The sequence below is a fragment of the Halobacteriovorax sp. CON-3 genome (assembly GCF_043196995.1).
Taxonomy (GTDB): domain Bacteria; phylum Bdellovibrionota; class Bacteriovoracia; order Bacteriovoracales; family Bacteriovoracaceae; genus Halobacteriovorax_A.
The window spans coordinates 718,841-731,983 of sequence record NZ_JBEBNA010000002.1 but is presented as its reverse complement, the minus strand read 5'-3'; the positions used below and the strand labels follow the sequence as shown (position 1 = coordinate 731,983).

Here is a 13,143-nt window from a genome sequence, read left to right as displayed (position 1 = left end):
TAGCCAAAATAGAACGAGACTTATTACACCACAATGTAGATCCAAGTCTACATAAATTAGTCAAAAATATTATAATTTGAAGAGTACATGAGCCCGATCACACTAGTGTCTGAAGGACCATCTTGATTCTGGTAATAAAGACCAAAAATAGGGCTGGCCTTTCGGTTAGTTAGCTTAAACCCCATGGATGCCTCGTAGGTACGAGTGATATTTTCAGGTAAGTCTTGCGCCACTCTATTTTCGACTTCACGGTACTGGAGGCCAAATAGAAATGAGTATGTCGTTCCCTTATAGAATTTAGACATCGTATATTCAGGAGTACTCAATCCAAATTTAAGCCATATATCATCTGAAAAGTTATTTCGATTTTGCTCTTGGTTCGGATCAAAAGAAATAATATCTTTAGAAATATCATAGAATATTTCAAATGAAGGCGACCAACTATCTGTAGATAAATAACTGTAGCCAATATTTAATCCCGTATTACTCTTATAACTCGGTTTACTTACAACTCTATTAAATACGGCCGGATCTGCATCAACACGAGAAAAGCTCTCCTGAGTACTTGATGAAGAATACTTGATCCCAGGAAAGAGAACCGAAGCACTCAAAAAGTGCTTCCTTTCGATATAAGATGCACTTAAAAGAGTATTAATAATAATATACTTTGTTCGATCATTTACTGTTTCAAGATATTCGCTACCAGCAATATTCCCATAGAAAGTAGCAAATGTTTTTGAAGATTGAATATCAAGACTACCAGAAAAACCGACGGCGAATTTATCATTTAGCTTCTTTGCTGCGCTAATTCCAAGCACCGTCTCTTCGGCCTGAATATCTGCACTTCCTTTAAATTCATTCGTACTAAAATTGATCGTTCCATTATTTGTTCCACTATAGGTAACAAAATTCGTGAATGTTATGCCAAAGAAGTCCCCTGCAAAACCTGTGAAATAAGGAATGAACTGACTCTCAAAATCGCTACCAGCTGTTCCCTCAACATCAATATCTTGCCTCGAGTACATAAGGCCAAAGTAGATCTTGATTTCATCACGCTTTAGATAGGCCGTGGCAGATGGAAACACCAAGGCAGCACCAATATCACCTGGACGAGATGTCGTATTTCCCAAAAAGCCTGACTCATGGCCAATAGGCAATGCAAATAAACTTAGTGAAAATAGAACTAGGGTTACGATTCGAAATAAAGACATACAGAAAATTAAATCACCCTAAGTAAATAAAGTCTATTCCTATAAAAAAATGAACTTAATTGTTGATATTAACTAATGTTTGATGTATCAAACCATAGTTTCGACAAACAATCATAATTTTAACAAAGGATAAGAATATGTTAAAAAGATCTATCTTACTGATTTCATTAGGTTTAGGCTTAAATACTTCTGCTGCAACAACAGCGCAGTCAGTGATCGAAGGTTACACGAACCTTGTTTACAAGACTTATACAGAGTCTCTTGATAAGGCGATCACTCTTCAAGAAGACGTTGAATTCTTCATCTCCAACCCAGGTGTTATGACACTTGAGATGGCAAGAGAATCTTGGAGACAAGCAAGAGCTCCTTATGGACAATCAGAAGTTTTCAGATTCTACAATGGGCCAATTGATAGTGACGAAGGTCCAGAGGGACTTCTAAACGCATGGCCACTTGATGAAGCCTATATCGACTATGTTGAAGGTGCACCAAACGCAGGTATCGTAAATAACGTTGCTGATTACCCAGTTATCAACAAAGAAGTTCTTTCTTCACTTAATGAACTTAATGGTGAAAAGAATATCTCTACTGGTTACCACGCGATTGAATTCCTACTTTGGGGACAAGATCTTTCAGTTGATGGTGCAGGAGACAGACCTCACACTGATTACGTTATCGGTCTAGGGCAAAACGCTGAGAGACGTGCAGTTTACCTTTCAACAGCAACTGATCTTCTTATCGATCACTTAACTGAGCTTGTTGATGCTTGGGCACCTAATAAGGAAAATTACAGAGCAGCTTTTGAAGCAAAAGACCAAAAAGAAGCGCTTAATAATATTCTTTCAGGAATGATCTATATGTCAGGAGATGAGCTTTCGGGTGAAAGAATGTTTGTTGCTTGGGAAACTCAAGGACAAGAAGATGAGCACTCATGCTTTTCTGATATGACTCACATGGATATTCAGTGGAACTTCTGGGGTGTTGCAAATATTTTAAAAGCAACAGGAATCCTAGGTCTGACAGATAACACAGTTCTTACGACAACAATCGACAACAGAGTTGCAAAGATTAACAAAATGCTTGCAGGCCTTCCTGTACCATTTGATCAAGCAATTCTTGATGAGAATGCAAGGCCAGAAATTCTAGCTTCAATCGAAGAGATGGAACAACTTGCAATCGAGCTTGTTGAAGTTTCTAAAGAATTAGAGACACCTGTACAATGGTAAGAGCTCTTGTTCTCACATTAATTTCAGTATTAAGTTTTAATACATATTCCAGTGAAAAGTTCCCGGCCGGTGCCGGGACTACACTGGACTTTTCCGTAAATGCCTTCTCACACCCGATGAGTGGAACACGTGGCATGCTTAGACGACAGTTCCAAGTTGGAAATAGCTTCTTTAAAGGAGCATGGGTAACATCCCCTTCTTCCACTCCCCTAAGAGATGGATTAGGGCCAATTTTTAATGCGACTTCTTGTACCGCTTGCCACCTACTAGATGGACGCGGACGTGGCCTTCCTGATAGTGACGGCAAAACTGATATCTCCCTACTCTTTCGCCTTAAGAAGGTAGCTGAAAATGGAGAGACTTCACCACACCCAACTTATGGCGATCAATTTCAACCTCATAGTATTGAGGGTGTCCAGGGAGAAGGAGAAGTCTTCGTAAAGTTTGAAACAATTAAGGGAAGCTTTGCCGATGGTGAAGTTTACGAGCTAAAGAAACCAAACTATATCTTTAGAAAACTAGCGTTAGGAAACTTAGGAGACAATACGATTGTCTCACCACGAGTTGGTCCACAAATGATTGGACTCGGACTTCTTGAAAATATTAATGAAGAAGATATTCTTGCAGGAGAAGATCCTGAAGATTTAAATAACGACGGTATTTCAGGCCGTGCAAATTATATCTACTCAGTTATTGAACAAAGACAAACTCTTGGACGCTTTGGTTGGAAAGCTTCTCGTCCAAACCTCTTAGAACAAAATGCTGCCGCATTCAATGGTGATCTAGGAATCACAAGTCCCCTCTTTCCTACAGAAGAATGCACTCTCGTTCAAATTGATTGTTTAGAGAAACAAACGCAGGAAGATATCTCAAGAGAGCTTTTAGATAAGGTAACGCTATACACGCAGTTAATCTCTGTTCCTGCTAGAAGAGACATTAATGATCTGAGTGTTAAGAATGGAAAGAAACTATTTCATCAAATAAGCTGCCAAGCTTGTCATAGGCCAGATTTTACGACAGGTTCAAACTCAAAATATCAGGTCTTAAATAATCAAAAGATTTATCCATATACGGACATGCTCCTACATGACATGGGAGATGAGCTGGCCGATGATACACGCTCTTATGAATTTGAAGGAAAGGCCACAACAAGAGAATGGCGAACACCTCCCCTTTGGGGACTAGGGCTTGTAAAGAGCGTAAATGGCCACACTCGCTTTCTACATGATGGACGTGCACGAAACCTGCAAGAAGCAATCCTATGGCACGGCGGAGAGGCACAAAAGTCCAAGGATGAATTTATTAAGTTAACAAAGAAAGATCGAGACGATCTCATTAAATTTCTTAGGAGCCTATAATGAAGAATTTAATTCTATTAGTAACACTTCTAACTAATCCAGTAAGTGCCCAAATTTGGCCACTACCAACTGGAACAACATATTTCGTTAAGGGAACAGGATACGACTGTGGCGAATTCATCAGACGCTACAAAGTTGAATACACAACAACACCAAAGGTATTCTCTGAGAAAGGAATTAAATTCGATCTCTTAACAGCAGATAGTGACTTAAATGTCTTTTCAATTGAATCCTCTTGGAACACAGAATCTGGTCAAACGTGTCACTTTGGTCTCTTTTTTAATCGTGCAAGAGAGACGAGAACACTTGATCTTGACTATACAAAATCACAAACAAATGGATCACCAGAAGCATGTTTAGAAAATGAAGAGCTATTAAAGAGCAAGCTTCAATCTTCTGCATATGAAGCTTCAAAAAGAGGTATTCGTTATATTGCAGTTGATATCCTAAATGAAGAAAATGAGGTTTGCGATGGTAATCGCGTCAGATTAATTTTTGATCGTCGAGCTCAGTAATATATGTAGTGGCACGCAAGTGCCACTATTCTACTTTAAGTGGAATGGTAAAAACGAAGCGAGTTAAGGACGAACTTTCATCGAGATAGAACTCACCACCATGCTTTTCAATATTATTCTTAGAAATACTTAGGCCAAGTCCTGTTCCTCTATTCTTCTTCTTTGTTGTAAAGAAGGGCTCCATAATCTTGCCACGAATATCTTCAGGAATCCCTCTTCCTGTATCAGTAATAGAAATTTCCACGTAGTCCTGATCATACTTTTTGATAGGAACGGCCTTTAAGTTAATCTTCCTCTCTCCTTTAACATTGATAAGCTCATCAAATGAGTTATTGATTAGATTAAGAAGAACTTGAGCGACTTGAACAATTGAGCCATGAATAATAATTGATTCATCGACATTTATATTGAATTCAATATCATTCTCTTTAAATTTTTCATAACATAGAAATGTCACATCTTCTACGGCCTCAATCAAGTGGAAGTTTGCAAACTTTGACTTATCTCCATCTTTCGCAAGATGTTTTAAACCTTTAATAATTTTCGAAATTCTAAATGTCGTACTTGAAATACGGCCAGCATTCTTGATGATATTATCAGAGCTGGTACGCTGAGAAATTCGATTGGCACTCAAGTCGATAATTGTTAATGGATTATTAATCTCGTGTGCAATACCGCTGGCCATCTCACCAATTGACGCTAAACGAGCAGAGTTAATGATTTGTGACTGCTGCTGCACTAGCTGTACCGTGCGATCATGGACATTACGTTCTAGTTTCTCATTCACTTTAATGAGAGAGTCCTTATAGCTACGCTGCTTCTCAAAGAAGTATAGTAAGATAAAGAAGAAAATACACAAGCAAACAAAGCATGCAAAAACGACTAAAAGTTCCGACTTGTACTCATGATAAAACTGAAAGAAGCTAGAAGAATAACTTATGACCTTAGATCTTTCTGGTAGCTTATTGATATCAATATCATATCTCTTTAGTTGATCTAGATCGAAAACGAGGTCATTAATCGATTCAATAATTAGTGGGATCTCTGATATTTTCTTTTTTCCAGAAAGAAACTCATCTGCCATGCGAGCAATCTCTCTTCCATAGATCGTACCATCAGAAACATTTCCACCGACGATTCCCTTATTTAAAAAGACCTTATTAAAACCATAGATTGGTTGCGCTGAAACTTTACTAAGATTCTTAATATTTTCATCTAACTCAAAATACTTTCCATCTCGATCTCTTGCATAAACTCCAAAGAGAACGATTGAGTCATCTTCAAAGTGCTTGGCCATTTCATAGACTTCTTCCATATTGTAATTTTCAATATAGATTACTTTCTGCTTAAGCTTCATCTTCTCAAATGAAGTTTCAAATTGCTTTTTAAGGTAGCGGCCAGTTGGAGTAAATTGTGTGTTTATCACATAAATCTTTTTGGCCGTAGGGTTGATATCAAGGGCGCCCTTAACAGTGGGAATAACATCAAAAGTTTCAACAACTCCCGTGAAGTTCTTCTCTGTTCGATAGAGATCACGTTTAAACTTATCGTAGCCATTTACACCGCTAAAGATGATAGGAGCATCATTGAAGATTTCTCTTCGATACTTGATTGCAAAGTCGAAGGCATAATCATCAGTTGTTACAATTAAATCAATTTTATGAGAGCTAAATTTTGTCGCATAGAGTTTCGCTAGGATTTCATCATATTCACGCCCAAAGAATCTCTTAGAGTCCATATACTCTGTATAGAACTTCATTGAATAATTACTGCGACGATGCACGTGAAAACGAAAGGAGCTATCAAGTTCTTCAGTCCAAACATTCCCCTTCTCATAAGAGTGCAACATAAGAATTTCAAACGCATCTGATGCTTGAACAAGGGAGCTTAAAAAGAAAAATAAAAATGCAATGGACCGGCCGATGACCTTTAAACTAATCATTATAAATAAATATCACTTATTACTTAGAATGTAATTATTTATTTACGCAGTAGGTAGTTGAATGACAAAGCGAGTATTCGGACATGACTTATCGACAAAGATGCGGCCCTTGTGGTGCTCAATAATATTCTTACAGATACTTAGACCAAGGCCAGTACCTCTTTGATCAACCTTAGTTGTAAAGAATGGCTCCATGATTTTTTCAAAGATCTCTTCAGAGATCCCCTTACCAGAATCCGTAACAGAAATCTCAACGATATCCTTGTCTTTCTTTCCTTCAAGCTTAATCCAGCGTTCTGTGTCACCTTGTACTAATTCATCAAAGGAATTATTTAGGAGATTTAAAACGACCTGAGAGATCTGAACAGGGGCACCGTGAACTTTTAAATTCTCATCAACATCAATTTTGAAGTGAATTTCATTCTCTTTAAACTTCGCCTTACAAATTGAAATAACATCTTCAATAGCGGCCTTAATATTAACAAGCTCGCTTGAAAGGCTAGCGTCTTCCTTGGCCAGCTGTTTAAGCCCCTTAATGATTTTAGAGATACGATCAACTGTAAGTTTGATCTTTTGTGCAGACTTAAGAACGACTTCATTATCGGCCATTTGAACAATTCGATAAGCACTCAAATCAATAATAGTCAGAGGGTTATTAATTTCGTGAGCAATACCACTGGCCATCTCACCTATTGAAGCAAGCTTGGCCGAGTTAATCAATTTCGACTGCTGCTCAATTAACTGTCTTGTTCTCTTTTCGACTCGGTCCTCAAGCTGTTCGTTAATTCGAAGAACGGCCTTCTTGTGCTTCTTTTGTTGTTCAAAATGATAAGCAAGAACCACCAGACTAATAAATAGGCACGCAAATGAAAAAAGAATAAACCAAAATTCAAAGGTATATTCTTCATAAAAACGAAGGAGCTTATTATTGCGATTAATAATCTGAGAACTAACGGGTAGCTTGTGGAAGTCTAGGCCATACTTAACAATTTTTGAGTAATCAAAAATTATCGGAGCATCCACATTTTCAACAATTGGAATAGAATTGATATCCTCACCCGCAATGACTTTATTTGCAATAAGGGCAGCTTCCTTTCCGTATAGCTCACCACTAGTGAAGTAGCCACCAGTCAATCCATATGGAAGATAGTATTTTAAGAAGCCGTAAATAGGAACATTCGAGTACTTTGCTAACTCGCTAAGATTCTTCTCAAAGTCTAGGAAGTTTCCATCACGGTCGCGAGAGAAACCACCATAAAGAGCAAAGGAGCCCTTCTCTAAATTTTCGACTTTTTTATAAAGATCGCTTGCACTGATATCTTCGAGGTATTCAACCTTGTCTTCTAATTTTAATTCAGCAATCGACTTTTGGAATTCTTTCTTTAGGTACTGTCCAGTTGGAGTATGAATAGTATTGATAATATAAAACTTTTTGGCCTTAGAGTGTAAGTCTTTAGAAAGCTCAAGCATTTCTTTGATCTTGAAGCTTTCAACGAGTCCCGTAAAGTTATTCTCATTACGATATTTCTGCTTAAACTCGTTATTATAACCGTTAACTCCAGTGAAAATAATCTGACTATTCTGAAATAGCTTTTCACGATACTTCATCGCAAAGGCAAAAGCGTTATCATCAGAAGTGATAATTAATTTGATATTTCTGTCAGAGTATTTAATCGAAAATAGATTATATAATTTCTCACCATAATCTCGGCCAAAGAAACGCTTAGAATCCATATACTCTGTATAAACATCTAAGTGATTCTTATCACTATGAAGATTCTTCTTAATCGATTGATCAATAAGGTCCGTCCAAATACTATCGCGCGAGTAAGAATGAAGGATAAGAACTTCATATTTATCTAGTGCGATACTTGGAAGCGCCATGACAAAAAGAGTGAATGTGATGAATAATACTCTGGCCCATTTCACTATTTATAATTATCATTTTATCGCTAAAAAGTATTGATAAAATTTATCGATTTAGCAAAAAATCTTCATAATAGCTTGAAATTACTCTAGGGCAGCACGTTAAATCTTACCTCAACTTCATCGTGAACAGTTGCAATCCAAATTGATGGATCTGGGATCTCCAGCTTCTTAAGAGACAGAACAGACTTTCCAGCTAAAGAGGCTTCTCCCTCAGCGCTCACAACTTTTTCGATAAAGAGAACAATTGAGTGCTTCTTATTTCTTACCTCAATACTTCCCTTATTTAACTCGCCGAGTCTTACAGGGCCAGGTATGCGAACAATAAGCTTAGGATATTTTTCTGTCTCAAGAGATTGTTCATACATCTTATCATTACGCGCATCATTATCTGTATCCAATTGCTTGGGATTAATAACGATTGAAATATCTTTGTAATTACCTTTTGCGTCTTTGGAATAAGTTATCTGCGCATCTTTAACGGCCCCTTTAAAATCCGTAGTTATGATACCCGCCTTAGTGGAAGACATATTAAAGAAGATATGATTCTTTGCTTCAAGTGCTTTTTCATAACTATCGTATTTAAGAATTAGCTTTGATTCAGCAAAGAGACTAGTTTGAAGGATTAGTAAAATTGTAAGTAGCTTAAAAAATTTCATCGATACCTCAAGAAAAAATAATTCTAAAGAGACCCTTCATAGGAGTATGAATATTTCCAATAATTCCAATAAAGTTATCTCTTCTTTTTTGACTGTGATTTAAAAACTTCGCAATGATCTCAACTAACCACGAGCGACGAATGAGCCACTGAAACCCAAGATTAAGAAAAGTTTTTTCACGAAAACTTTTCGATTTCTTCTCTGTGTAAATCAATAGAGACTGATTATAATCAAAACATGTGTTAGCGATATTAATACTTTCAAAGAGCATTCGTGCAGTAAGTAGTGCATTAAAGATACCTTCACCTGTAATGGGATCAACGAAGCCAGCGGCATCTCCAATGAGGGCAACATTATTTCCAATAACATCTTTAACATTATGTTCAATAGGATAGCTGGTATGTATTTTTGAATCCTCTGTTAACTCAACACCAAGTTCATTTTTGATTTGGCCAAGATAGTGTTCAAATGTACTTCTCGCATTTCCGTACTTTCTAATCTCTTGGGCCCCACACACGAGGGAGAGATTTAACTCTGTGGACGAAATCGGATCGACACCGATATAGCTTCCTTTATCAAAAATAAACATCTGGCCTTTTCGTGGAGGTGTTTTCTTCGTTTCAAGCCAAGCATGTAAAGCAATGCGTTTTTTTGAATTTGGCAGCTGAAGATTTAGTTCTCGTGCAACAAGAGAGTTTCTTCCATCTGCACCAACTAAGAGTCTTGAGTAAAAGACATCTTGATCAGAAGTTTCAATTCGCCAATAAGTGCCTAAGTACTCCATGCTGACCACGCTCTTGCCTAGAAGAACCTGAGCGCCACTTTCATGTGCAAGATTAATCAAACGCTTATCTAAAACCTGACGATTAACACTGACTCCAAAATTCTTCTGACCATGACTATTTGGAAAAGTTGTATTTACCCTACTTCTCTTTGGAGTGTGAATAATCATTCCATCCAAAGGAAGGAAGTCCTTATAGACAGACTTTAAGTCAAGTTCATCTAATAGCTTTACTCCCTGTGGGCAAAGGTACTCACCGCACACCTTGCGGCCAACTTCCTTGTTTCTTTCTAAGATTAAAACCTTAGAATTATTCTTGGCCATAAGATGACCAAAGAGTGCCCCCGCGGGACCACCGCCAACAATTAGTACATCATAGATATTCATTTCCAATCCTCCATCACCTCTTTTAAAGAGGAGCTACCTAAGTAAAGAGTTGGTAAAACAAAGAGATCAAAAATCATCCCACAGAGTAAAATGAAGGATAAATTCACACCAAACTCCCTAATTGGTAGAAAGTCATAAATTCCAAATAGTAAGAATGCGATAATGAGTGTCAGTGAGCTTGTCAGTATTGGTTTCACGATCGTTTCAACATACGACAAAAAGTCACCTCTTTTTTCATCAAAGAAATGTAATAAGTGAAAGGTGCTATCAACAACAATTCCAAGCCCCACACTATAAGTCATCACTGTTGCAATATTTAGAGACATCCCTGTAAGGTTAAGAAAACCAAGAGACAACCCCAGAGGCATAGTGTTTACAATAATGAAAATCATAAATAGCTTTAGCTGCCTTAAGGAAATAACAGCAATGGCCGCCATGATAAACAAGCTTAAAAGAAAGCTTTTTGAAAGAGTATGAACCATCGCTTTTTGCGAAATCATTAAATTATAATAAAGGCCATCGAGTACATAAGTTTTCTCTCCAAGAATATTTCTTACTTTTTTCAAGAGAGCTTCATATTGATCAACATTCAAAGGAGTCCCTAAAAGAGTAATCTTATAGAATGAATCAATTGGATAAGCTTCTCGAATACCCTCTGCGGCCTTTGAGTAGAGAGTCGCATAGGCAAATTGATTGTCAGGAAGAGAAGAGCGCATACTATAAGCTTGATTGATCTTTCTCACCACATGGTTTCGAGACATTACACTCACCCCAGCAAGAGTCCCCAACTCATCTTCAATATTACTTATCTTTTTTAAATCTTCGTAGCTTAACTCTCCCATTCCAATTTCGAGCAATGGTACTCCACCTGCGATTGGAGAGATTTCATTAAAGCTTCTTGCAATGGCCGTCTCTTTAGGAAAGTACTTCGTCGCATCTGTAATGATATTGATATTCATCGATCCCCATATCCCAATAAATAGAGAGATACTGCAAATAAGAAATAGACTTGCTCCAGACAAGCTACGTTCTGGATACGTTGACAATTTCACACGAGACGCTTCTTCAAGTTTTAAGATTTTCTCTATACTTATTAACCAGAGCATTGAGGCGAATGAAGATAGAAGAATCATAAGACTACTGAGTAGTCCAAAAACTCGAATCACATAGATCTCACTCACGTATAGTGACAAGAAACCGATGAAAGTTGTCACAAGCATAAGAGAAATTGGCTTAATTTTTTTCTTAAGGGCAAGTGATAAGCTTCCCTCTTCTCTCGCTGTAAAATAGATATGCTGACCAAGAGAGAGCACGATTACAAAGGTCATGAGCGGAACAATTGATGTCACCATATTCATCGTTCCAAAATAGAACTTAATTACAGACAGAGAAAAAAGAGCACTAAAAAGACATGGAATAAAAAGCAAGAGCGTCGCTAAGAAATTTCTTATAAACGCCAACAAGAGAATAAATGAAAAGATAAAGAGAATTGGAAATAGCTTTTCTTGCACCAGCGCTGATGACTGATCAAGATGATAATTTGTGTACTCATGGCCGGCACAAAAGAAGCTTTGATTTTCTTCAACTTTTCTAATCACATCTTTAAGCTGACTTTTCTTTCCATTATTAAATATCAGAAAGCCTAGTCGATTAGACGAGATAAGATCAGCATTAGCAGCTGCCCCTTTAATAAGCTCATTATCTAGAATTGTGCGCTCTTTTACGAGATCATGAGGATAAACAAAGTAGCACTCATCATCACATAGCTGCGCCAATTCATTCCCAAACTTCTCAAGCTTTAAATATGCCTCTTCGCTAGGGGCTTCATTTATGTAAACAACAAGAGAGTCAACTTCCGGGTAGTCCTGCTGAAATGCTCTGAATTGATCCATACCCTCATCAGTTAAAAAAATCGACTCAGGATTTTTTTGTTTGATATCCTTGGTATAAAAAAGCATTCCAGCAAAGACGCCGACAAAGGAAATAATAAATAGAGATCTTAGGATCGCTTTTATTATGACCTCCACTCTAGAAGAATACTTTGGGCCATAAAGCCAGGGCCAAATGCTAGCATGTAACCACGCTGTCCATTTTCGATAACCCTTTCTCTCGTAACCTTGTCAAAGATATGAAGAATTGTCGCAGATGACATATTTCCACAATTTTCAAGAACCCATTTAGACTCTGAAATATCTTTGTTGTAATCACCAATATAGTCTTCAACCATTTGAATGATTTTCTTTCCACCTGGGTGAAACATATAATTATCGATATCTTCGATCTTTAGGCCATTACGCTCTAGGAATGGGAGAAAGATATTTTCAAAATTACCCTCAATTGCACTTGGTACATCTTTATCAAGAACAATCTTGAGGCCAGAGTTAATTAACTCAAATCCCATCAGGTACTCACCATGAGAGAAGTTATACATATCGGTATCAATTATATGGGCCCCTTTTCCCTCACCACCTTTTAAAACAGCACAAGCAAAGCCATCAGAAAAGATTGCAGTTGAAACAAGGTTGGCCGCATCCAGGTCATTTAATTGAAATGTGATACTTGGGATTTCCATTGTCAGCACAAGGGCCGTTTTATCTGGATTGGCCTTTAAGAATTCATCAGCATAAATCAGTGCAGAGGTTCCTCCCGCACATCCCATTTCTGTAACAGGCAGACGAACAACGTCCTTTCTTAAACCAAATTCATTGACTAGATATGCATCAACAGATGGAATCATAAATCCTGTACAGCTTGTTGTGATAATATAATCCACTTCACTCGGATCAATATTCGATCTTTCAAAAGTTCGTTTCAATAACCTCTTACCGTACTCAACCATTTTGGCCTTATAGATATTATTCTTCTCTTCAAAGCTGATGTTAGAGAAGACAGTCTCGAGGTCAACAACTGCACTACGTTGATCAATTTTGGAGCCCTTAAATATTTTCAGGGCCTTACGTCTTGTGGTTTCATCAACATCTTTTAGCCATAGGCGCTGTGCTGCTTCAACAATCTCTTCAGTCTTGTACGTGTAATCTGGTTTATAAGTTTCCATGTGAACAATACGTGTCATTTGTTCCTCCTTTCCTAGAGAAAGAATCGTTCAAAATCCTAAATTTTGTAACTGGACGAAAGTCC

Annotated in this window: 10 protein-coding genes; 3 read left to right on the top strand and 7 right to left on the bottom strand. The window is 37.5% G+C overall.

Features of this window, described 5'->3' with window-relative positions; translation table 11 throughout:
- Nucleotides 1–56 precede the first annotated feature (56 nt).
- On the bottom strand, nt 57–1,211 hold the full coding sequence (locus ABMA72_RS14245; protein ID WP_392859557.1) for a hypothetical protein: 1,155 nt from the start codon (nt 1,209–1,211) through the stop codon (nt 57–59).
- A 137-nt stretch (nt 1,212–1,348) separates the two neighbouring features.
- Here ABMA72_RS14245 and ABMA72_RS14240 point away from each other — a divergent pair, with 137 nt between their 5' ends.
- Genes ABMA72_RS14240 through ABMA72_RS14230 form a run of 3 tightly spaced genes read left to right on the top strand, consistent with a single transcriptional unit; the run spans nt 1,349 to nt 4,310 of the window.
- Nucleotides 1,349–2,437, top strand: coding sequence for an imelysin family protein (locus tag ABMA72_RS14240; RefSeq protein WP_392859555.1), 1,089 nt, complete (start codon nt 1,349–1,351; stop codon nt 2,435–2,437).
- Entirely contained in the window at nt 2,431–3,795 is a 1,365-nt protein-coding gene (locus ABMA72_RS14235; RefSeq protein ID WP_393057612.1) for a di-heme oxidoredictase family protein, read from the top strand. Before ABMA72_RS14240 ends, ABMA72_RS14235 begins: the two co-directional genes overlap by 7 nt.
- Complete coding sequence (locus ABMA72_RS14230) at nt 3,795–4,310, top strand: hypothetical protein (RefSeq protein WP_392859551.1); 516 nt, start codon at nt 3,795–3,797, stop codon at nt 4,308–4,310. The genes ABMA72_RS14235 and ABMA72_RS14230 overlap by 1 nt, the downstream gene beginning before the upstream one ends.
- A 25-nt stretch (nt 4,311–4,335) precedes the next feature.
- Here the strand turns inward: ABMA72_RS14230 and ABMA72_RS14225 are convergent, their stop codons facing one another.
- From ABMA72_RS14225 to ABMA72_RS14200, 6 genes are all read right to left on the bottom strand, one after another.
- Nucleotides 4,336–6,252, bottom strand: coding sequence for an ABC transporter substrate binding protein (locus ABMA72_RS14225; protein WP_392859548.1), 1,917 nt, complete (start codon nt 6,250–6,252; stop codon nt 4,336–4,338).
- Nucleotides 6,253–6,294: 42 nt separating this feature from the next.
- Nucleotides 6,295–8,181, bottom strand: a complete 1,887-nt coding sequence (locus tag ABMA72_RS14220) for an ATP-binding protein (RefSeq protein ID WP_393057610.1) — start codon at nt 8,179–8,181, stop codon at nt 6,295–6,297.
- An 86-nt stretch (nt 8,182–8,267) separates the two neighbouring features.
- A complete protein-coding gene (locus ABMA72_RS14215; RefSeq protein WP_392990098.1) occupies nt 8,268–8,837 on the bottom strand; it encodes a YceI family protein in 570 nt (189 codons plus the stop codon).
- A gap of 7 nt (nt 8,838–8,844) precedes the next feature.
- Nucleotides 8,845–10,005 carry an FAD-dependent monooxygenase gene (locus ABMA72_RS14210; protein WP_393057608.1) on the bottom strand — a complete coding sequence of 387 codons (1,161 nt, stop codon included), beginning with the start codon at nt 10,003–10,005 and terminating at the stop codon, nt 8,845–8,847.
- On the bottom strand, nt 10,002–12,032 hold the full coding sequence (locus ABMA72_RS14205; RefSeq protein ID WP_392990094.1) for a hypothetical protein: 2,031 nt from the start codon (nt 12,030–12,032) through the stop codon (nt 10,002–10,004). The genes ABMA72_RS14210 and ABMA72_RS14205 overlap by 4 nt, the downstream gene beginning before the upstream one ends.
- Nucleotides 12,020–13,078: a type III polyketide synthase gene (locus tag ABMA72_RS14200; RefSeq protein WP_392859536.1), complete on the bottom strand. Its 1,059-nt coding sequence runs from the start codon at nt 13,076–13,078 to the stop codon at nt 12,020–12,022. The genes ABMA72_RS14205 and ABMA72_RS14200 overlap by 13 nt, the downstream gene beginning before the upstream one ends.
- Between the last annotated feature and the right edge of the window lie 65 nt (nt 13,079–13,143).

What these genes read in the sequence shown, in the direction of transcription:
- ABMA72_RS14225 (WP_392859548.1), bottom strand. Translation starts at nt 6,252, where the DNA reads ATGATTAGTTTAAAGGTCATCGGCCGGTCCATTGCATTTTTATTTTTC.
- ABMA72_RS14200 (WP_392859536.1), bottom strand. Translation starts at nt 13,078, where the DNA reads ATGACACGTATTGTTCACATGGAAACTTATAAACCAGATTACACGTAC.
- ABMA72_RS14245 (WP_392859557.1), bottom strand. Translation starts at nt 1,211, where the DNA reads ATGTCTTTATTTCGAATCGTAACCCTAGTTCTATTTTCACTAAGTTTA.
- ABMA72_RS14235 (WP_393057612.1), top strand. Translation starts at nt 2,431, where the DNA reads ATGGTAAGAGCTCTTGTTCTCACATTAATTTCAGTATTAAGTTTTAAT.
- ABMA72_RS14230 (WP_392859551.1), top strand. Translation starts at nt 3,795, where the DNA reads ATGAAGAATTTAATTCTATTAGTAACACTTCTAACTAATCCAGTAAGT.
- ABMA72_RS14210 (WP_393057608.1), bottom strand. Translation starts at nt 10,005, where the DNA reads ATGAATATCTATGATGTACTAATTGTTGGCGGTGGTCCCGCGGGGGCA.
- ABMA72_RS14240 (WP_392859555.1), top strand. Translation starts at nt 1,349, where the DNA reads ATGTTAAAAAGATCTATCTTACTGATTTCATTAGGTTTAGGCTTAAAT.
- ABMA72_RS14215 (WP_392990098.1), bottom strand. Translation starts at nt 8,837, where the DNA reads ATGAAATTTTTTAAGCTACTTACAATTTTACTAATCCTTCAAACTAGT.